The sequence below is a fragment of the Mucilaginibacter sp. genome (genome assembly GCF_041088075.1).
GTDB lineage: Bacteria > Bacteroidota > Bacteroidia > Sphingobacteriales > Sphingobacteriaceae > Mucilaginibacter_A.
The window spans coordinates 1-19,630 of sequence record NZ_JBGCVY010000063.1; the positions used below are offsets into that span (position 1 = coordinate 1).

General features: G+C 42.1%; 21 protein-coding genes. 7 read left to right on the forward strand and 14 right to left on the reverse strand.

Annotated features, from left to right (window positions below; genetic code table 11):
- The first annotated feature begins 313 nt into the window (after positions 1-313).
- Positions 314-784 (forward strand): hypothetical protein, encoded by a 471-nt coding sequence (locus V5804_RS15195; protein WP_369592251.1) that lies wholly within the window; start codon positions 314-316, stop codon positions 782-784.
- A gap of 4 nt (positions 785-788) precedes the next feature.
- Here the strand turns inward: V5804_RS15195 and bshB1 are convergent, their stop codons facing one another.
- The 3 genes from bshB1 to V5804_RS15210 are packed head-to-tail and all read right to left on the reverse strand — an operon-like array spanning position 789 to position 2,668.
- Entirely contained in the window at positions 789-1,511 is a 723-nt protein-coding gene (gene bshB1, locus V5804_RS15200) for a bacillithiol biosynthesis deacetylase BshB1 (protein WP_369592252.1), read from the reverse strand.
- 28 nt (positions 1,512-1,539) lie between these two features.
- Positions 1,540-2,043 (reverse strand): glutathione peroxidase, encoded by a 504-nt coding sequence (locus V5804_RS15205; RefSeq protein ID WP_369592253.1) that lies wholly within the window; start codon positions 2,041-2,043, stop codon positions 1,540-1,542.
- 4 nt (positions 2,044-2,047) lie between these two features.
- Complete coding sequence (locus V5804_RS15210) at positions 2,048-2,668, reverse strand: DUF4294 domain-containing protein (protein WP_369592254.1); 621 nt, start codon at positions 2,666-2,668, stop codon at positions 2,048-2,050.
- Between the two features lie 106 nt (positions 2,669-2,774).
- Here V5804_RS15210 and V5804_RS15215 point away from each other — a divergent pair, with 106 nt between their 5' ends.
- The 4 genes from V5804_RS15215 to V5804_RS15230 all read left to right on the forward strand — a co-directional run bounded on the left by V5804_RS15215 (position 2,775) and on the right by V5804_RS15230 (position 8,231).
- Positions 2,775-4,997 (forward strand): bifunctional (p)ppGpp synthetase/guanosine-3',5'-bis(diphosphate) 3'-pyrophosphohydrolase, encoded by a 2,223-nt coding sequence (locus V5804_RS15215; protein ID WP_369592255.1) that lies wholly within the window; start codon positions 2,775-2,777, stop codon positions 4,995-4,997.
- A 180-nt stretch (positions 4,998-5,177) separates the two neighbouring features.
- Complete coding sequence (locus tag V5804_RS15220; protein WP_369592256.1) at positions 5,178-5,654, forward strand: Fur family transcriptional regulator; 477 nt, start codon at positions 5,178-5,180, stop codon at positions 5,652-5,654.
- A gap of 19 nt (positions 5,655-5,673) precedes the next feature.
- Complete coding sequence (locus V5804_RS15225; RefSeq protein ID WP_369592257.1) at positions 5,674-6,948, forward strand: adenylosuccinate synthase; 1,275 nt, start codon at positions 5,674-5,676, stop codon at positions 6,946-6,948.
- Between the two features lie 11 nt (positions 6,949-6,959).
- Positions 6,960-8,231, forward strand: a complete 1,272-nt coding sequence (locus tag V5804_RS15230) for an anthranilate synthase component I family protein (RefSeq protein ID WP_369592258.1) — start codon at positions 6,960-6,962, stop codon at positions 8,229-8,231.
- A 17-nt stretch (positions 8,232-8,248) separates the two neighbouring features.
- Here V5804_RS15230 and V5804_RS15235 read toward each other — a convergent pair whose 3' ends face one another.
- From V5804_RS15235 to V5804_RS15265, 7 genes are read right to left on the reverse strand one after another with little or no spacing between them, the layout of a single operon-like run.
- On the reverse strand, positions 8,249-8,512 hold the full coding sequence (locus V5804_RS15235) for a Txe/YoeB family addiction module toxin (RefSeq protein ID WP_369592259.1): 264 nt from the start codon (positions 8,510-8,512) through the stop codon (positions 8,249-8,251).
- The gene (locus tag V5804_RS15240; RefSeq protein ID WP_369592260.1) at positions 8,512-8,754 is read right to left on the reverse strand and encodes a hypothetical protein; all 243 of its coding nucleotides are present in this window, start codon (positions 8,752-8,754) and stop codon (positions 8,512-8,514) included. The genes V5804_RS15235 and V5804_RS15240 overlap by 1 nt, the downstream gene beginning before the upstream one ends.
- Positions 8,755-8,780: 26 nt before the next feature.
- Entirely contained in the window at positions 8,781-9,512 is a 732-nt protein-coding gene (locus tag V5804_RS15245) for a YqjF family protein (protein ID WP_369592261.1), read from the reverse strand.
- Positions 9,512-10,309: a M48 family metallopeptidase gene (locus V5804_RS15250; protein WP_369592262.1), complete on the reverse strand. Its 798-nt coding sequence runs from the start codon at positions 10,307-10,309 to the stop codon at positions 9,512-9,514. The genes V5804_RS15245 and V5804_RS15250 overlap by 1 nt, the downstream gene beginning before the upstream one ends.
- Positions 10,310-10,315: 6 nt before the next feature.
- Complete coding sequence (gene plsY / locus V5804_RS15255) at positions 10,316-10,963, reverse strand: glycerol-3-phosphate 1-O-acyltransferase PlsY (protein ID WP_369592263.1); 648 nt, start codon at positions 10,961-10,963, stop codon at positions 10,316-10,318.
- 57 nt (positions 10,964-11,020) lie between these two features.
- A complete protein-coding gene (gene nadC, locus V5804_RS15260) occupies positions 11,021-11,866 on the reverse strand; it encodes a carboxylating nicotinate-nucleotide diphosphorylase (protein WP_369592264.1) in 846 nt (281 codons plus the stop codon).
- A gap of 48 nt (positions 11,867-11,914) precedes the next feature.
- On the reverse strand, positions 11,915-12,304 hold the full coding sequence (locus V5804_RS15265) for a DUF4783 domain-containing protein (protein ID WP_369592265.1): 390 nt from the start codon (positions 12,302-12,304) through the stop codon (positions 11,915-11,917).
- A gap of 107 nt (positions 12,305-12,411) precedes the next feature.
- Between V5804_RS15265 and gpmI the strand changes: the two genes are divergently transcribed.
- Positions 12,412-13,944 (forward strand): 2,3-bisphosphoglycerate-independent phosphoglycerate mutase, encoded by a 1,533-nt coding sequence (gpmI, locus tag V5804_RS15270; RefSeq protein ID WP_369592331.1) that lies wholly within the window; start codon positions 12,412-12,414, stop codon positions 13,942-13,944.
- Positions 13,931-14,485 carry a hypothetical protein gene (locus V5804_RS15275; RefSeq protein ID WP_369592266.1) on the forward strand — a complete coding sequence of 185 codons (555 nt, stop codon included), beginning with the start codon at positions 13,931-13,933 and terminating at the stop codon, positions 14,483-14,485. Before gpmI ends, V5804_RS15275 begins: the two co-directional genes overlap by 14 nt.
- A gap of 80 nt (positions 14,486-14,565) precedes the next feature.
- Here the strand turns inward: V5804_RS15275 and V5804_RS15280 are convergent, their stop codons facing one another.
- The 4 genes from V5804_RS15280 to lon all read right to left on the reverse strand — a co-directional run bounded on the left by V5804_RS15280 (position 14,566) and on the right by lon (position 19,607).
- A complete protein-coding gene (locus V5804_RS15280; protein ID WP_369592267.1) occupies positions 14,566-15,186 on the reverse strand; it encodes a tetratricopeptide repeat protein in 621 nt (206 codons plus the stop codon).
- A 286-nt stretch (positions 15,187-15,472) separates the two neighbouring features.
- Positions 15,473-16,429 carry a lipid A deacylase LpxR family protein gene (locus V5804_RS15285; protein WP_369592268.1) on the reverse strand — a complete coding sequence of 319 codons (957 nt, stop codon included), beginning with the start codon at positions 16,427-16,429 and terminating at the stop codon, positions 15,473-15,475.
- Positions 16,430-16,503: 74 nt separating this feature from the next.
- A complete protein-coding gene (locus tag V5804_RS15290) occupies positions 16,504-17,025 on the reverse strand; it encodes a hypothetical protein (RefSeq protein WP_369592269.1) in 522 nt (173 codons plus the stop codon).
- Positions 17,026-17,132: 107 nt separating this feature from the next.
- Positions 17,133-19,607, reverse strand: a complete 2,475-nt coding sequence (gene lon / locus V5804_RS15295) for an endopeptidase La (protein ID WP_369592270.1) — start codon at positions 19,605-19,607, stop codon at positions 17,133-17,135.
- Between the last annotated feature and the right edge of the window lie 23 nt (positions 19,608-19,630).

The window sequence follows — 19,630 nt, forward strand, 5'->3', positions numbered from 1 at the left end:
CTTTTTTTGGCTGATGCTTCTTTTACCCCATAAAAATTGGTGTCTGCATCAGCCTAAACAAATCAAAACAAATGCCCACCAATTTTTAGGCGATAAAAGAAGCATCGTGTAAAGCACAAAAGAATAAGTTTAAACAAGTTCGCCATAAAAGAAGCATCAGAAAATAGATGAACGGCTGAAATAAAAATTAAAAAAGTGCTTTGTTGTAAAAGAAAAGTTACAATTAATATTGTTAATAAAGACGATATTTTATACCTATTTTAATATCTGAGTGTTAATTATTATATCAATAATCTACTAAATATTATTTATAATGACCGATTTCGATGCTAAATTAAAAAACCAACTGCTTGACCTGGCAGAAACGCTAAACGCTTTTAAATCTGAAGCTGTGCAGCTAAAAATAGCAGAAAAGCTGCTTGATGTTCTTTTTAACGAAGAAAAGGAGCCCGGCGATGAGAACCGCGAACAACAGGAAAACAATTTTACTTCGCGCAGGGCAAAAAGGATCAGCACGAACAGCCGAATGCAGGATGGCACAAATACGCGCGAACGTAAATCCACAGGCGCCACCAAAGCCATGCACCGTTTACTGCAATCGGATTTTTTTGATCAGCCAAAAACCATTGCCGCCATTGCCGAACGCTATAACGAGGAGTTTAACGAGAATTTTAAAACTTCGGAAATATCCGGCATTTTATTGAAATCGGTAAAAGAAAACCTGTTGAAGCGCGAAAAAAACCAGGAAAACAAAAGGTACGAATATGTGAAGGCGAACGATTAATCTTTCAAACCAGATCGAAAAGATCATTTACGCCAAACAGCCTTTTGGAAGTAAAGCCTTCGGCATATTTTGCCTGGATTGACCGTCCGAATTCCCGTGCGCGCGCTTCGGCAACTTCCATAAACTCGGGGCTGGAAATATAAGTTTGCGGCTCGTCTGCCCAGTTTGGGTTATAAAATTGGGATTTATAGGCTTTGATGCTGGCTACTTTTTGTGGCCAGTATTCGGTTATGTCAATTAAAATATCCGGTTTGATGTAAGTGTCTTGGATAAAATTAAGAACGAGTTTTGGCCGCCAGGCTTCCTGTTCCGTGCCATTTGCCGATACTGTTTTTATCCGCCTTAAACCTGCGTAAAAGGCGGCTTCCTGTACCAGTTCGGCTGCGCGTGCGTGGTCGGGATGGCGGTCGGTAATGGCATTGGCAATGATGATTTCGGGCTGGTATTTTCGGATGACACGGATCACTTCCTGCTGGTGCTGCTGGTCGTTCCGGAAAAAACCATCGGCTAAACCCACATTTTCGCGGACGGTTAAGTTTAATATTGCTGCTGCGTTTGCTGCTTCTTCACGCCTTATTTCTACTGTTCCCCTGGTCCCTAATTCGCCGCGGGTCAAATCGGCCACACCTACTTTTTTGCCCAGGGCCAAATGTTTGGCTATCGTGCCTGCGCAGTAAAGTTCGGCATCGTCCGGGTGGGATGGAAAAACCAAAATATCTAATTTCATTATGTTTTAAATGGTATCGGCAGGAAAGCTAATGCTTAATTTCAAGCAGGCGTTCTATTTTTTTCTTGATTTTGGCAGAAGTTGGTTTGGTAAAAGGATAAAAAAAGTCGCACACTTCGCCTTCTTTATTCACTAAATATTTGTGGAAGTTCCAACGCGGCACACAATTGGCCCTTTCGTTCAGCTTTTTATCAGACAAAAACTGATAAAGCGGATGCGCATACGGCCCGCGGACCCTAATTTTATTAAACAAATAATAATTGGTGCCATAATTAACGGTACAAAACTCCAGAATTTTCTCGCCGTCCAGCGGTTCCTGCCCGCCAAAATCATTGGATGGAAAAGCCAATACCTCAAATTCCTGATCAGCGTAAAGCAAGCGCAAATCTTCCAGTTCTTTTAATTGTGGCGTAAATGTACAGGCCGAAGCCGTGTTTACAATCAGCAGGACTTTTCCTTTAAATACTTCCAGGTTTATTTCGCGCCCCGCAATAGTTTCAACATTAAACTGATAAATATTCTTTCCGGTCATTGGTCTAATAATAAGAAGCGTATCCGGCAGACCTCAAAATTGCTTCAATGTCTTTGTCTTCGTCTGCGTTGTATTCTTCTTTTAAATCATGACCAAACACACGCGCTACCGACTGCAACATAAAGGCATTTAATCCGCCCTTCAACTGCTTTAATAACTCATAACTGGTGTTTCCTGTTTCACGTTGAACCAATTTAATCAGTATTTCGCCCTGCGTAATTGTCAGGTTTTTAATTTGCTTGTTAAACAAGTCTTTGATCTCTTTTTCGCAGGCTTTGATCATTTCTTTTTGCTGCCGTTTATCGCCGGTGGTGGCCAAATCGCGCTGCAGCTTGCGGTAACGTTCTCCAGCAAATTGGGCATACGGCAAAACTTTCAAAACGTTGTAACGCAAGCGGTTATAGGCAGCCCGGTCTTCGGGTGTTTTAAAAACACGTAAATCTTTAATGTTGGCATCGGGCAGCAAAACCCAGGGCACAAACTCGCCGTTAAGCTCAGTTATGGCAACTTTAATGCTGTCGCTTTTGCCGGGTTTGATTTTAAAAGTTGCCTGCTCGGGCTTTGATTGTGCTTTTATAACACAAGTCAGACAGGAAAAAAGCACTATAAACCACAGATATTTCATAAATTTACCTAAAGCAAAAATAAGGTTATTTTAACAACAATCGGTAAAAGGCAAATACGTAAAACTATTATTGATAAAATAATTTTTAGGTGCTAAAAGAAGCATTATGAAAGAAATTGTGATTGACCTGGAAGCAGAGAAGAAAGAAATATTAAAACGGTACCGGGCATTGTTGCGGGCATGCAAAGCCAAATTACAAAAAGGCGATGAGCGGATGATCCGTAAAGCGTTTGAAGTTGCGGTAGAAAGCCACCAGGATATGCGCCGCAAATCCGGCGAGCCTTATATTTATCACCCAATTGCGGTTGCCCATATTGCTGCCGATGAAATTGGCCTCGGCCCAACCTCTATTGCCTGTGCTTTATTGCATGATGTGGTGGAAGATACCGACATTACTTTAGATGATATTGAGCGTGATTTCGGAAAAAAAGTAGCCAAGATCATTGATGGGCTGACTAAAATTTCCAGCGTTTTTGACACCAACAGCTCTTTGCAGGCAGAGAATTTTAGGAAAATGCTGCTCACTTTGGCCGATGACGTGCGCGTAATCCTGATCAAACTGGCCGACCGCCTGCACAACATGCGTACGATGGAGTTTATGCCGCGCGACAAACAGCTTAAATTATCTTCGGAAACGCTTTACCTGTACGCACCTTTGGCGCACCGTTTAGGTTTGTATGCGATAAAATCCGAACTGGAAGATTTGTCCATGAAATACATGGAGCCGGAAACTTACCAGTTCATCAAAAAGAAACTGAATGAGAAAAAAGCCGAGCGCGAAAAGTTCATTGCCGATTTTATTGAGCCGGTAAAAAAAGTATTGCAAGCCCAGCATTTAAATGCCGATGTTTTTGGAAGGCCAAAATCCATCCATTCCATCTGGAACAAAATGAAAAAGAAAAACATTCCTTTTGAAGAGGTTTACGATCTTTTTGCCATCCGCATTATCCTCGACAGTACACCTGAAAGCGAAAAAGCAGATTGCTGGAAAGCTTATTCGGATGTAACGGATTTTTATCGCCCAAATCCGGATCGTTTGCGGGATTGGATTTCTTCGCCCAAAGCAAATGGTTACGAATCGCTGCATACAACGGTAATGGGGCCGCGCGGACAATGGGTAGAGATCCAAATCCGTACCACGCGCATGAACGAGATTGCCGAAAAAGGTTTTGCCGCGCACTGGAAATACAAAGAATCGTCTTCCGAAAGTGGTTTAGACCAATGGATCCACAAGGTAAGGGAAATGTTGAAAAGCCCGGAAACGAATGCTTTGGATTTCCTGGACGATTTTAAGATGAACCTTTTTTCGGACGAGATATTTATTTTCACGCCAAAAGGAGCATTGGTGCAACTGCCAACTAACGCCACGGCTTTGGATTTTGCTTTTGAAATCCACTCGGATGTTGGTGCGCGTTGCATCGGCGCCAAAGTAAACCACAAATTGGTGCCGCTGAGCTACAAGTTGCAAAACGGCGACCAGGTGGAAATCATCACATCGAGCAAGCAGGTTCCGAAAGAAGACTGGCTCAATTTTGTGGTTACGGCGAAGGCAAAATCAAAAATTAAATCAGCCTTAAAAGAAGAAAAACGCAAGATTGCCGAGAACGGAAAGGAGATTTTGGAACGGAAATTGAAAACGTTGAAAATTTCTTACACTTCGGATAATTTGTACAAGTTGTCGTACTTCTTCAAACTGCAATCCACACAAGACCTTTTTTACAACGTGGCGCAAGGTTTGATTGATTTGAAAGACCTGCGTGAATTTTTGGCATCAGAAAAAACAGTCGAAAACCGCCCTCCGGAAAAGATTGAAGCCGATCAAATTCAAACTTTGATCCGCAATGTTAAAACCAAAGACAGCGATATTTTGCTGATTGGCGAAGACATGCAAAAGATTGATTACCGTTTGGCAACCTGCTGCAACCCAATTCCCGGCGATGATGTTTTTGGCTTTGTTACCGTTGGCGAAGGCATCAAAATCCACCAGACCAATTGTCCGAATGCGACGAAACTGATGTCAAACTACGGCTACCGTGTTGTAAAAGCAAAATGGACAAACCAACAGGAACTGGCCTTTTTAACCGGATTACGCATCAAAGGAATTGACGATGTGGGTTTGATCAACAAATTAACGACTGTTATTTCCAACGATTTTAAAGTGAACATGCGCTCGTTAACAGTTGACAGTAACGACGGGATTTTTGAAGGAACGATTATGGTTTATGTGCACGATAAAGAACATTTAGACAACCTGATCAAGAAACTGAAACTGGTGCGCGGCGTAACTTCCGTGGCTCGATTTGATTCGCCGATGGAAAAAGCATCCTGAGAAATGAGACTTATTGTGATGCTTCTTTTATCGCATAAAATTTGGTGAGATAGAAAATTGGAAAGACGGGAAGTCGGTAAGATAGGAAGTAAGGCCGGACTTCTTCGGGCTTTCGGACTTTTCCGACTTCTTCCAACTTTAAAAGATTTATTAATAACTTTGAACGGATAATTTAGTAGCATGGCCCAACAGGAAACCATAGAAATGGTGAAGAAAATTTTTGAGGCTTACCTCGAAAATAAAGGTTTAAGGAAAACACCGGAGCGTTTTGCCATCCTCGAAGAGATTTACTCGCGCAGTGATCACTTTGATGTAGAATCGCTTTACATCCATATGAAAAATAAAAAATACCGGGTTAGCAGGGCAACAGTTTACAACACGTTGGAACTACTGCTTTCCTGCGATTTGGTTACCAAGCACCAGTTTGGCAAAAACATGGCGCAGTTTGAAAAATCTTACGGCTACAAACAGCACGACCACATCATTTGCCTCAATTGCGGCCGCGTGGTTGAGTTTTGCGATCCGCGCATCGGGCAAATCCAAAACATGATGGGCGATTTGCTGAAGTTTGAAATTAAACACCATTCGATGAACATGTATGGCGATTGTTCCCGTTTAAAAACCGCAGGCTCCTGCGAATATTACGCTAAAAATTAAATTCTGATAAATCAAATAAATGGCTGTTGATGTATTGTTAGGCCTTCAATGGGGAGATGAAGGCAAAGGAAAAATTGTGGACGTACTTTGTCCGCATTACGATTTAATTGCCCGTTTCCAAGGTGGCCCGAATGCTGGGCACACGTTGGAATTTGACGGGCAAAAGTATGTGCTGAACACCATCCCTTCCGGTATTTTTAATGAAAAAACGCTGAACCTGATTGGCAACGGCGTGGTGATTGACCCGATCACTTTAAAACGCGAACTGGACAACCTGAAAAAAGCAGGTTTTGACCCGGTTGGAAAAGGCAAACTGGTGATTGCACGCAAAGCACATTTGATTTTGCCAACGCACCAATTGTTGGATGCGGCTTCTGAAAGTAAAATGGGTGCCGATAAAATTGGTTCGACATTGAAAGGAATCGGCCCAACTTATATGGACAAAACCGGCCGCAATGGTTTGCGCGTTGGCGATACGATGCTGCCCGATTTTAAAGAACGCTACAACAAACTGGTCGAAAAGCACAAATCTATTTTGATCCACTATGGAGAAGTGCCGGATTTCAGCGCAAAAGAAAAAGCTTTTTTTGAGGCGGTGGAATTGCTGAAAAGCATTCCGCATGTTGATAGCGAACATTTGGTGAATAAATTTTTAAAAGAAGGAAAAACCGTTTTGGCCGAAGGTGCGCAAGGCACGATGCTGGATGTGGATTTCGGCTCCTACCCTTTTGTAACTTCTTCCAACACTACAACCGCCGGCGCTTGCACTGGTTTGGGCATTGCGCCAAAAAACATAGGCGAAGTGATCGGTATTTTTAAAGCTTACTGCACACGCGTTGGCAGCGGCCCTTTTCCAACTGAATTGGAAAACGAAACCGGCGAAGAACTGCGCAAGATCGGGCATGAATTTGGTGCCACAACCGGTCGTCCGCGCAGAACGGGCTGGATTGATTTGCCTGCTTTAAAATATGCCATCTTATTAAATGGCGTAACGCAACTGGTGATGACGAAAGCCGATGTGTTGAGCGGATTTGAAAAAATTTACGCCTGTACGCATTATGCCTTTCCAACCGAAACCATTGACTACATGCCTTACGATATTTGTACCGTAAAACCAGAACCGATTTTGAAAGAAATTGATGGCTGGCACGAAGATCTGACCGGCATTACAGAACTTGACCAAATCCCTGAAAAACTGAAAGCTTATATTGATTTTTTGGAGGCCGAAGTTGGTGTTCCGGTAAAATATTTATCTGTCGGGCCAGACCGGAAACAAACACTGGTTTTAAATTGACCAATTTTTAGGTGGTAAAAGAAGTATCCATCACCAACATAGAATTATTTAAAAGAAAAGCCCTTTACTGGGCTTCTTCTTTGAATACGGCCTGCGTTTTCGATTCCAACAACTTTACAGATCCTTATTCCAAGTTTGATTGGCTGCTTGCGGCAGATGCGGAAGCAACGCTGGAAACTAAAGTTGGTACTGCTTTTACCGACCTAAAATCACTCAAAAAACAGCATCCAAACAAATGGCTGACGGGTTTTTTGAGTTACGATTTGAAAAACGAGTTGGAAGATTTTTTTCCAAAACAAACCGATGAACTTGAGTTTCCAGATCTGTTTTTTTTCGTTCCAAAGCATCTTTTACGACTAAAAAAAGGCCGCTTAAAAATTATTTCTGCCGAGCCGGAAGCTGTTTTAGCGGCAATCGATCAAACCGAAATCTTTCAAACCGAAAGCAAACCGGAAATTCAAATCAAAGCACGGATCAGCAAAGAAATCTATCTGGAAAAAGCCGAACAGATCAGGCAGCAAATCAAGCTGGGCAATATTTACATCACCAATTTTTGCCAAGAGTTTTATGCTGAAAATGCCGAAATTGATCCGAAATTTGTTTTCGATCAGCTTAATTCCGTCTCTCCTACGCCTTTTGCCTGCTTTTTCAAGGCCGGAAACAAATATATCCTTTCGGCAAGTCCCGAACGTTTTTTGGCAAAGCGGGGAAATAAGTTAATCAGTCAGCCAATCAAAGGCACAGCGGCAAGGTCAAATTTTGCGCAGCAAGATCAACACCAAAAAAATACCCTTAAAAACAGCATCAAGGAACAGGCAGAAAATGTGATGATTGTAGATTTGGTGCGAAACGACCTGACGAAAAGCGCCGTTTTCGGATCAGTAAAAGTCGAAGAACTGTTTGGGATTTACAGTTTTAAGCAGGTTCATCAAATGATTTCGACCATTACTGCCGAAATTTCTGATGATGTTGATTCAATAGACGCGTTAATAAATACTTTCCCTGCCGGCTCCATGACGGGTGCGCCAAAGTTCCGTGCCATGCAATTGATGCAACAATTTGAAGGTAGTAAAAGAAGCATTTACGCCGGTTCTATTGGTTATTTTTCGCCGGATGGTGATTTCGATTTTAATGTGGTAATCCGCAGTTTGCTTTACAATGCGGAGAATCAATATCTAAGTTTTCATGTGGGAAGCGCGGTTACCTTTCAATCCAACCCGGAATTGGAATATGAGGAATGTTTGCTTAAGGCGAGCGCGATCAGGCAGGTTTTAAACAGTTAAAGCTGCTGATTGAGGTTTTACTTGTGGTAATGCCCGTAACATTTAACAATTTCAATAACCGATTCTTTTACTGCATAAATCAATCGGTGTTCGTCATTAATCCTTCTCGACCAATAACCAGAAAAATTGCTTTTTAAAGGTTCTGGTTTACCCAATCCTTCAAACGGTGTTTTTTGAATATCCGTTATTAACTCAAATATTTTAAAAACCAGTTTTGCATTTCCGAATTTATAAAGCTGAAGCTCCTTTAATGCCGTTTCTGAGAACTGAACAGCACGCATTAGGAAAACTTATTGGCAAGGTAGGCTTCTAATTCTTCCATCGAAAAAGTTGTACTTCTCCCTTCCTGTAATTCATTGATGGAAGATTTTAGCGAATCAAAATAGGGAGTGTTTTCCGACGCGTTTTCATCCTTAATGCTGATTGTAATTTCTGATTGCTGATTGCTTTTTACCCATTCTTCAATTTTTTTGAACAGGCTTAAATCAAATTCTGCTGCTGTAATTTTGAACGTAGCTTCCATGGTTTATAATTTCTAATCAAACAAATTTAAACAAAAATCTTTCCCGCAACCCGAACCGCAACTTCAGATCCTTCCGCAAAAAACGCCGAAAAAGGTTTTGCTTCGAGATAAGGTTTAAACACTGCACCGTATAAAGCTTCAATATCAGCTTCGAAGCATGCTGTTTTTACCTGCCTAATTTTCCAGGAAGGATGTTCCACCTGGTACTCCAGCGTTTTTCGGTCGTTTAGTTTGTTGTAGCCCCAGTAATGCTCAAAAATAAACAACTCGGCACTTTCGGGTTCCATTGGTTTCGCTTCATTGTTAACCACGGCACTTAACTTGTTCCATTGGTTTTTATACTTCCACTCGTACAAAAACTCGGTTTGTTGATTAGGCAAAACAGTAAAGCGATGCTTCATGGGCATCGCTTTGTAATGTTCGTTGTATAAGTTGTTGGCCACAACCGGAATAATGTGTTTCGGCACAATTTCACTGATAAAAACAGCACCGCGCTTCCAAGCTTTCCCATCAAAATGGCGGACATAAAAGCGCAGGTTTACTTCTTCAAAATTGATGTGCCACGGCCATTTTACACCTAAGACTTTGGTCTGGAGGAACATAAAGCCAACCATACTGACCAAAGCTTTTCTCTGCCATAAATCCAATTCGGTTCCGGCAGGTAAATGAGGTTTCAGGATTTTTGGGTCAACTTCATAATTCAGCATTAATAAATTTTTCCATTCTGCTTGCAAAAAGCGGATTTTTGGAAGCTTCATTATGGCTTATAATATTTCATGGCTTCGGGGATACGGTTTTGAATATTTACGATACGGGTTGCATCGGCCGGGTGCGTGCTTAAAAATTCGGGCTGTTGTTGACCGTTTCCTTGTGCGGCCATCCTTTTCCAAAAAGTAAGCGCGTTGTGCGGGTCGTAACCGGCCATCGCCATAAAAGTTAAGCCTAAACGGTCGGCTTCGGTTTCCTGTGTACGGCTGTATTTCAGCATGGCCAACTGCCCAACAGTACCGTAAGATTGGTTGATGATATTGACCAAAGCGGAAGAAGAACCGCTGGCAGCCACACCAATAGCCGAACCCAAGCCTTGCGCTACATATTGCTGGGAAATACGTTCGGCCGAATGTTTGGCTATGGCATGCCCAATTTCGTGTCCCATTACGGTTGCCAGCCCGGCATCGTCTTTCGTGATTGGCAAAATACCGCTGTAAACGGCTACTTTTCCTCCGGGCATACACCAGGCGTTTACTTCTTTACTGTCAATCAAGTTAAATTCCCATTTAAAATCGTACTGGTTGGCGTAGCCGTTATCTTTTAAATAACGTTCGATAGCAGCAGACAGCCTGCCGCCAATACGCTTAACCCGTTGTGCATCGGCATTGTTGATGACTTTGGTTTTGGGATCAGACAAAAGCTGACTATAACTTTGTGCTGCCGATTGGTTTACTTCTGCATCACTTACGGCTATAAATTGTTTACGGCCGGTAATTGGCACGCTCGAACAAGCATTTAAAACAATTACTGTTGCAAGTATTATAATTCCTTGTAATTTTTTCATAAACACTTAAACTGTTTTCTTCTTAAAAAAGTTTACTTTAGATTCTTTTCCTTTCATCAAACGTTCGATATTTTTTTGATGCGTAACCAAAATCAGCACACAAATACACATGCCGTAAACGATGATGGAACGCACCGAAACATGAAAAATAAAGATGGTACTGAGCGGAAAAGTAAAACCGGCCGCAATAGAACTTAGTGATACGTAGCGGGTTATCAGCAACACGATCAGGAACACTAAAATGCAAATTAAGGAAGCCTGAACGTGTACAGCCAGGATCATCCCGGTTAAAGTGGCAATCCCTTTTCCACCACGAAAGCCGGCAAAAACCGGGAACAAATGGCCCATAACGGCAGTAATGCCCAAAGCCAATTGGTAGTTTACAAATTGGACGGAGTGGTGCGGCCCGGTGATGGACATCCCAATCAAATAAGCCAGGTTGGTGGCCGTCCACCCTTTTAAAATATCAATCAGCATCACCGGGATGCCTGCTTTTTTTCCCAAAACACGAAACGTATTGGTTGCGCCTGCATTTCCGCTGCCGTATTCCCTTACATCAATACCATAAAAATATTTGCCGATCCATACTGCTGTAGGGATTGACCCTAACAGGTAAGCCAAAATCAGTGCAGAAAGGGAATATACGCTTATCATCTCAATGCAATGATAATAAAATTGCCTTGTAGGCTGTTTTTAATTGCATAAAAAATATCACGAGACTGCTTTTAAGCTTAGATCCAGGCTTTTAACCGAATGCGTTAGCGCTCCGGAAGAAATATAATCTACGCCGGTTGTGGCATATTCAGCAATGTTTTCGAGTGTAATGCCGCCGGAAGCTTCGGTAATAAAACGCTTGTTGACCAATTTTACCGCTTCTTTTAAGTCACTGATCGAGAAGTTGTCCAGCAAAATCCGGTCGGCACCGCCTTCTTCGATCACTTCCTGCAACTCTTTTAAGTTACGCACTTCAATCTCGATTTGTAGTTTCCGGTTATGGCTGATCAGATATTGGCGTGCTTCTTTTATCGCCTGTTTTATGCCGCCTGCATAATCCACATGGTTGTCTTTGATCAAAATCATATCGTACAAACCAAAACGATGGTTTACGCCGCCGCCAATGCGTACTGCCCACTTCTCGAGATATCGCATTCCGGGTGTCGTTTTGCGCGTATCCAACAATTTCACACCGCTGTTTTTTACCAACTGCACAATTTGGTTGGTTTTTGTGGCAATGCCCGACATCCGCTGCATACAATTCAACACCAAACGTTCGGCTTTTAAAATGCTTTGTGCCCGGCCTTCTACATATAAAACAATATCTCCGGGCTGGATATGCGTACCGTCTTTCAACAAAACATCAACTTTTAACCCGGCATCAACTGTGGTAAATATTTGCAAGGCCAGTTCAACGCCCGCCAAAACGCCTGCTTCTTTTACCAGTAATTTTGCTTTGCCTTGAGCCTCTGCCGGGATGGTTGCCAGCGAAGTATGATCACCATCGCCAACATCTTCTGCCAGTGCCTGGTTGATAAAATTTTGTATCAGTATTAAATCCAACTTAGACGTTTTTTTGAGAAACCAAAAGTAACTGTTTGCGCGTATTTGTTAACCTTTTTCAGGCTCGATACGCAACTCTGTTAACTCCTGGTTACCGTTTGTGTTTTTAAGGGAATAAGAAATACGGAAATTTCCGCTGCTGGTATGCAATTGTATCATGGCCAAACTGAGGCTTGGATTGGTGTTGATTTTGTGGATCACTTTTACAGAAACCGGTTTATTGGCCGCAAAAAAAGCATTCAAAGCCGCTTCTGCCTGCGCCGGGCTGACTACTTTTTCATCGCCTAAAATACTTAATTCAACACTTGCCGCGCATTGTTTGCCCAGCTCTCGCGCCTGGCCCTGCTGCAACAAAGCGGCAATTTTATCAATCGGGTCTGTTAAAAAAGCTGTGCCAAAAGAAGCAATGAACAGCAAAACAATCACACTATTTTTCATAACCGGTTGTTGTATCAAACTGTTTAGGTATAAAACTACGGTATTTTACGCTAAATTTTATACGTTGTTTTCATTATTCGTCTATTTACTTATTCACGATCAAGTATATTTGCGCTGTGGAAAAAAATAAAAAAGTTGCCCTCATTATTTTAGATGGCTGGGGCTATGGTACTAACAGTCCGTCTAATGCTATCCTTGCTGCCAAAACGCCTTTTTTTAATTATTTAAAAGAAACTTATCCCAATTCTACGTTGGAAGCTTCGGGCGAAGCCGTTGGTTTGCCGGGCGGACAAATGGGCAATTCGGAAGTTGGCCATATGAATTTAGGTGCCGGAAGAGTGGTTTACCAGGAACTGGGCCGCATCCATAAATCCATTTCCGATGGTGATTTCTTTAAAAACCCTGTCCTTACCAAAGCTTTTGAGTACGCGAAGGAAAACAACAGGCAAGTCCATTTAATGGGTTTGGTTTCTGATGGCGGCGTCCACGCGCACACCAACCATTTGAGGGCTTTGTGCGATCTCAGCCAGCAATACAACCTGCAAAAAGTTTTTATCCATGCGTTTTTAGATGGCCGCGATACCGATCCAAACTCCGGCATCAACTATATCGAAAACTTGGAAACCTATATCAAAAATACACCGATAAAAACAGCATCGGTCATTGGCCGCTATTATGCAATGGACCGCGACAACCGCTGGGAACGGGTGAAGTTAGCTTACGATTTATTGGTGAATGGTATCGGAACGCCAGTCGAAAATATTGTTGATGCCATCCGCGATTCGTACAGGGAAGGCGTTACCGATGAATTTATCAAACCGCTGGTAAAAGTTGATGCCGAAGGAAAACCGGTTGCCGTAATTGAGGAAAACGATGTGGTAATTTGCTTTAATTTCCGTACTGACCGTGGCCGGGAAATCACTTCTGCCTTAACGCAAAAACCTTTCCCGGAGCAAAACATGCACCCGTTAAAACTGAAATATGTTACGATGACTTCTTACGACGAAAGTTTTAAAGGCGTAGATGTTGTTTTTACCAAAGATGATCTGGTCAATACCATTGGCGAAGTTTTGCAATACGCCGGCAAGAACCAGATTCGGATTGCAGAAACAGAAAAATATCCGCACGTTACATTCTTTTTTTCCGGGGGAAGGGAAAAAGAATTTGCCAACGAAAAACGTTTGCTGGTCCCTTCGCCCAAAGTTGCTACTTATGATTTGCAGCCTGAAATGAGTGCCGAAGGCATCAAAAACACCATTTTACCGGAACTGGAAAGCGGCTGGCCGGATTTTGTCTGCCTCAATTTTGCCAATCCGGATATGGTTGGCCACACCGGCGTTTTCCAGGCTGTGGTAAAAGCGGTGGAAACGGTGGATGCCTGCCTAAAAGAAGTAGTTGAAACAGGCATCAAAAATGGTTATTCTTTCATCATTATTGCCGATCATGGCAACGCGGATTATATGGTTAACGAAGACGGTTCGCCAAACACGGCGCACACCACCAATTTGGTTCCGTGTATTTTGGTGGATACCGATTATAAAGAAGTAAAAAGCGGCAAGCTGGGCGATATTGCACCAACCATTTTAAAGATTCTGGGTGTTGATATTCCTACTGAAATGACTGGAAATGTATTGGTGTAAATCTTTCACTTTTCGTTTTGCGGTTACGGCTTTGCTTTTTGCTTTCGCTTCCTGCAAACCAGAAGTGCAGCAAAGCAAAAATTCGTATTTCGACCTGACTTCTTATTTCGGTGCCGAAACAAAAAAGCTGGCCAACGCCAATTTTAGTGTGGTAAAAACAGTATCGAGAAATGGCGATGCCGAAACGAAAACCATTAAAATTGATAACTGGCCGGGCGAACTTTCCGTTTTTTCGGAATCCAACATCAACAAACCTTCCTGGAAAAACAGTTATAAAACCACCACTTCTGGTGATATCACCATTTACAAAGCGTTGGAACCTGATTTAAAAACCAGGGAAATCATCCTGAAAAAAGACAACGACAAAGTGGTTTACCTGATGATTTTTAATGTAACCAACAACAGTTTGTTCCAAAACAAAGAAAAGCTGACGTATTATCCCGATTCGCTTTACCAGATCGAGCGCAAACAACACGTGCGTTTTCTCGGCACAAACGATTATTTGATTGAAGGGAAATTGAAGAAGTCCGTAAGTCCGTAAGTCCGTAAGTCCGTAAGTCCGTAAGTCCGTAAGTCCGTAAGTCCGTAAGTCCGTAAGTCCGTAAGTCCGTAAGTCCAAATTTACTTCCGGCCCATGTGTTTCAACTGTTCTTTGGATAATTCCAACAGCGAAGCAATATCCATACGTTGCGGGTCGGCATCCAGCACTTTTTGAAAATCGGCAATGGAGGCACGGAAAGCATTGGCGGCGCGGGCTTTATCGTAAAAACCAGAGTTTTTAACCAGCTTAAACAGGCCGTAATCTTTGTAGGCAATTCCCCGGTTTTGGTAATTTTTCAAATCAGTTGGGTTGAGGGAAGCCGCTTTGCTAAAATCCAATATCGAACCTAAAAAGTACTTTTCTTTCTCGGCTGGTGTTACCAAATTATCGCCTGCTAAATGCCCTTTTGCCCTTGCCCGGTAATAATAAGCCGTTGCATCGGCAGGTTTTACGGCAATAACCTTGGTGTAAGTGGCGATGGATTTTTTGTAGCTGTCGCAATGGTAATACGAATAGCCCAGCATCCACAACGCGTTGGCATTGGTAGAATCGGTAATGCAGGCTTTTTCCAGATTGGCAACTGCATTTTTAAAATCACCATCAACCAGTGCCTTCTGCCCTAACCTTACGTAAGAACTTTGTGCCTGAATAGCTTCAACGGAAGAAAAAATCAGAAATCCTATAATAAAACTGTACTTCATCTGGGCAGCAACGTGCGATTTAACACTAATGAAACTTCTATTTTTTTAAATTATTGTAATCCTTTGTAACAAAAATATCATTGTTCAATTTTTAGGGCCAGGTTAAATTTTATTCGATCTATTTTATATGCTTCTTTTACCGGGTAAAAAATGGTAAACATTTGGTTTTTGATTTAAAAAATTGATACCGACACCAATTTTTATAGGGTAAAAGAAGCATGAACACCAACCCTGAAATTTTGAAAGATTTCGTATTAATTTGAACAAATACTTGATATTCAATAAGTTAGTTAAACCGGTATAAAAAAGTTGCCGTTCCCCACTGATGTGTTTTTACCATCGCTTTAACTTCGCGCGTTCTAAAAATGGCGGCCAGATTAAATGCCCATCTTCCGGCGGTTAAATTTCCGCCCAGTTCCTGGCTAAAAACTAAAGGTTTAATTGCACCAGTTATTTCCGGCGGCGTTGGGTCTTTTTCAAATAAACCGCCTTGCACCGTTGCATCGTAAGCATTGTAGTTTAAGGTTGGTTTGAGGTAGAAGAAAAACTCCCTCTGGTGTGCTTCTTTTACCGACCTATTTTTGGCAACCAAACCCGAAGTGCTGACCGAATGATAAAGCGGGTTAAACTCGCCGAAACGCAAAGTAAGCCCAAAACCTGCGCCGGTAAAAGTGGTGCCGAGGTTTCCATAGGCATTTCCCGCAACATCAAACCAATCTTTTCTGAAAAAAAGCTGATCATAATTGGCCGAAAAATTCACCCCTAAATTATTTTTGATCTGGTACTGCCAGCCCTGCGGTTTATAAAATCCCAACAAATTATGGATAAATTCCTGTGCTTGCCGGCCTAAAGCTGCTGGTCCGGTTACGCCAACTTGCAAGCCCAATTTCAACGCGCTTTCGTTTTTATAGAGATATTGCAAGTTGCTGCCCACGTACAAATATCCTGCAAAAGGGCGGTCAACATACTTTGTAGCAGGAGTAAAAGCCGATTGCGCATTGTACATTTTTTGCCCGGCCTCGAAACCTAAAACTTTGCCAAACAGGTTTGCTTTTGAAGTGTCGGTTTGCAAAGCGTGGCGAAAATAAAGAAACAAGCCATTGGTGTAATATCGGTCGGAACCTTGTGCGAGATAAGCATCGTTATCGGTTTGAAAACCTGCTTCGTTTTGAAAGTTCCGTTGTTGGGCTTGCGAAAAAATGCACGATAAAAGAAGTATGGAGAATAAATAGGTAAATTTCATTGGGCTTAAAAAGCCTAAACATAAGAAAAGCCGGAGGGATAATCTTCGGCTTTAAACATATTGACGATCAAATGTTAAAAAGTGTAGCCTAAACTTAACCCGCCATAATAAGGAATGAAACCATCAGCATTAAAAATCGGTGTTAATCCTGCACGAAGCGCAAAGCCGCTATCAATAGGTTGCAAGCGATAGGAAAAACTCATAGTTCCGATAACCGTACTTGCACTGTTGCTGCCACCACTATCTGTGAAAAAAAAATCGCTATTTCTGCTACCTGCGTTTACTAATGTTGCGCCTAAACCAATTTCAAAAAAGCTCTTTCCTTTTCCTAACAAATAATTTAATCCGATAGGTACAGTTGTAACATGATCTCCGTCCAAAGATATGTATCCGATTCCTGCACGGCCGCCAATACCGTTTCTTTTGTTGCTAAAACGGGTATCATAATTGGCTGTAAACAAAAGGCCTTGTCCGCCAATCTCAACAAAAACATTTTGGGCACGGCCAGTACCAGAATCAACAGATTGCTGTGCTTTTGCCGTGTCGCAGATACAAAAAGAAGTTAATGCTAACAAAATAATGTAAATTTTTTTCATAAATAGTTGGTTTTTAAATTTCTGAAAAAGTAGTAAAAATTTCATTACAAACAAAAAAAGCGTTTCACTTTAAATTGAAACGCCTTTTTGTTAAAAAATTAATCTTTCTAATTCAATACGGCTTTCACTTCTTCCCTAACGGTTAAATCAATTGGGTTTTCAACCTTTTGAGGCATTAAAGCCAAATCAATCACTTCTTTCATTTCCGAGACATAATGAAATTTCATATCGGTGATGTACGATTCCTTGATCTCCAAAATATCTTTTTGGTTGGATTTGCAAAGGATGATCTCTTTAATGTTTGCCCTTTTTGCCGCCAATATTTTTTCTTTGATGCCACCAACCGGCAACACTTTTCCGCGCAAGGTAATTTCACCCGTCATGGCCAAATGTTCTTTTACTTTGCGTTGGGTGAAAGCTGAAACCAAAGCCGTCAGCATCGTAATCCCGGCTGATGGGCCGTCTTTTGGCGTTGCACCAGCCGGAACATGCACATGAACATCCCATTGGTCAAACAAACGGACATCAATGTTAAAATCTTTGGCATGGGCGCGCAAATAAGCCAAAGCAATGGTTACCGATTCTTTCATCACATCACCCAAACTTCCGGTCAGCGTTAACCTGCCTTTTCCCGGGCTTAAACTGGCTTCGATAAACAAAATATCGCCGCCAACTTGCGTCCAGGCCAAACCGGTAACCACGCCAGCAAAGTTGTTGTTTTCGTAACTGTCTTTATCAAACAAAGGTGCGCCCAATATTTTTTCGACATCTTCTTTGGCAATGGCAGCGGAATAAGTTTCTTCCATCGCGATGCTTTTTGCAATACCGCGCACCAAAGAACCAATCTTTTTCTCCAAGTTACGCACACCGGATTCGCGCGTATAATCTTCCACCACTTTCTCCAACACGTTGTTTTTGATGGAAACATCTTTCGGCTTTAAACCATGCGCTTCGCGTTGTTTTGGCAACAAATGCTGGCGGGCAATTTCTACTTTCTCTTCAATCGTGTAACCGTTTACTTCGATAATTTCCATCCGATCTAATAAAGCCGGCTGAATGGTGTTTAAAGAATTGGCGGTTGCGATGAACATCACATTGGACAAATCAAAATCCATTTCCACGTAATGATCGTAAAAGTTGCTGTTCTGTTCCGGGTCAAGCACTTCCAACAAAGCCGAAGATGGGTCTCCGCGAAAATCATTGCCTACTTTATCAATCTCATCCAAAATAAAAACCGGATTGGAAGCGCCTGCCTTTTTTATGGATTGAATGATCCTTCCCGGCATTGCGCCAATATAAGTTTTGCGGTGGCCACGGATTTCTGCTTCGTCCCGGATCCCGCCTAAAGCCATCCGCACATATTTTCGGCCTAAAGCCCGTGCAATTGATTTGCCCAACGAAGTTTTGCCAACTCCTGGCGGGCCAACCAAACATAAAATCGGTGCTTTCATGTTGTGCTTCAGCTTCAAAACGGCCAAATATTCGATGATGCGCTGTTTAACTTTTTCCAAACCAAAATGGTCTTTGTCCAGCACTTTTTGTGCGCGTTTTAAATCGAAATTGTCTTTGGTAAACTCGTTCCAGGGCAGCTCGGTCAGCAATTCCAAATAATTGATCTGAACCGAATAATCAGCCGCAGCCGGATTAATTCGCATCAGCTTAGTTAACTCATTATTAAAATGTGCCGCAACTTCTTTTGACCACTTCTTTTTGCTGCCTTTGGTGCGCAAATTATCCACTTCCATATCGGGCGAGTTGCCGCCCAATTCTTCCTGAATGGTTTTTAACTGCTGGTTTAAAAAGTAATCGCGCTGCTGCTTGTCCAAATCAACCCGCACTTTGGATTGGATCTGGTTTTTCAGTTCCAGCATCTGCAAATCAATCGTTAAATGCTCCAGCACCATGCGCGCACGCTCGTACAGGTTGGGCACTTCCAGCATGTGCTGCTTCACGGCCATCGCCGCGTTCATGTTAGAAGAAATAAAATTGATCAAAAAAGAAGTGCTTTCAATGTTTTTGATAGCGATGCTGGCCTCAGAAGGCATGTTTGGCGAAAGCTGTACAATATTCATCGCCATATCTTTAATGGACGAAACCATCGCTTTAAACTCTTTGTTCTCCGTCGCTTTTATTTCTTTAAAAGGTTCGATGGCAGCTTTGATATAAGGCTCGCTTTGCACCTGTTCTTTCAACGTAAAACGTTTTTTGCCCTGAATAATCACAGTCGTGTTGCCATCGGGCATTTGCAAAACCTTGATGATCAAAGCCATCGTGCCAACTTGGTTCAACTGTTCGTAGGTTGGGTCTTCAATGCTCGTGTCTTTTTGCGCAACTACGCCGATGATTTTTTTCCCTTTGTTGGCATCTTTGATCAGTTTGATAGACTTATCGCGGCCAACTGTGATTGGGATAACCACACCCGGAAACAAAACCGTATTACGAAGCGGCAATATTGGCAGCACATCTGGAACTTGCTCGTTGTTCATTTCTTCTTCGTCTTCCGATGACATCAAAGGGAAAAATTCGGATTCTTCATTAATGATAGGCAATGCATTATTAAAATCGAATGGATCAAAACTCATTTATAACCGTATTTAAACGCCAA

Coding starts and splice junctions, on each gene's coding strand:
- V5804_RS15195 (WP_369592251.1), top strand. CDS start 314: ATGACCGATTTCGATGCTAAATTAAAAAACCAACTGCTTGACCTGGCA.
- bshB1 (WP_369592252.1), bottom strand. CDS start 1,511: ATGAAATTAGATATTTTGGTTTTTCCATCCCACCCGGACGATGCCGAA.
- V5804_RS15205 (WP_369592253.1), bottom strand. CDS start 2,043: ATGACCGGAAAGAATATTTATCAGTTTAATGTTGAAACTATTGCGGGG.
- V5804_RS15210 (WP_369592254.1), bottom strand. CDS start 2,668: ATGAAATATCTGTGGTTTATAGTGCTTTTTTCCTGTCTGACTTGTGTT.
- V5804_RS15215 (WP_369592255.1), top strand. CDS start 2,775: ATGAAAGAAATTGTGATTGACCTGGAAGCAGAGAAGAAAGAAATATTA.
- V5804_RS15220 (WP_369592256.1), top strand. CDS start 5,178: ATGGCCCAACAGGAAACCATAGAAATGGTGAAGAAAATTTTTGAGGCT.
- V5804_RS15225 (WP_369592257.1), top strand. CDS start 5,674: ATGGCTGTTGATGTATTGTTAGGCCTTCAATGGGGAGATGAAGGCAAA.
- V5804_RS15235 (WP_369592259.1), bottom strand. CDS start 8,512: ATGCGTGCTGTTCAGTTCTCAGAAACGGCATTAAAGGAGCTTCAGCTT.
- V5804_RS15240 (WP_369592260.1), bottom strand. CDS start 8,754: ATGGAAGCTACGTTCAAAATTACAGCAGCAGAATTTGATTTAAGCCTG.
- V5804_RS15245 (WP_369592261.1), bottom strand. CDS start 9,512: ATGAAGCTTCCAAAAATCCGCTTTTTGCAAGCAGAATGGAAAAATTTA.
- V5804_RS15250 (WP_369592262.1), bottom strand. CDS start 10,309: ATGAAAAAATTACAAGGAATTATAATACTTGCAACAGTAATTGTTTTA.
- plsY (WP_369592263.1), bottom strand. CDS start 10,963: ATGATAAGCGTATATTCCCTTTCTGCACTGATTTTGGCTTACCTGTTA.
- V5804_RS15265 (WP_369592265.1), bottom strand. CDS start 12,304: ATGAAAAATAGTGTGATTGTTTTGCTGTTCATTGCTTCTTTTGGCACA.
- V5804_RS15275 (WP_369592266.1), top strand. CDS start 13,931: ATGTATTGGTGTAAATCTTTCACTTTTCGTTTTGCGGTTACGGCTTTG.
- V5804_RS15280 (WP_369592267.1), bottom strand. CDS start 15,186: ATGAAGTACAGTTTTATTATAGGATTTCTGATTTTTTCTTCCGTTGAA.
- V5804_RS15285 (WP_369592268.1), bottom strand. CDS start 16,429: ATGAAATTTACCTATTTATTCTCCATACTTCTTTTATCGTGCATTTTT.
- V5804_RS15290 (WP_369592269.1), bottom strand. CDS start 17,025: ATGAAAAAAATTTACATTATTTTGTTAGCATTAACTTCTTTTTGTATC.
- lon (WP_369592270.1), bottom strand. CDS start 19,607: ATGAGTTTTGATCCATTCGATTTTAATAATGCATTGCCTATCATTAAT.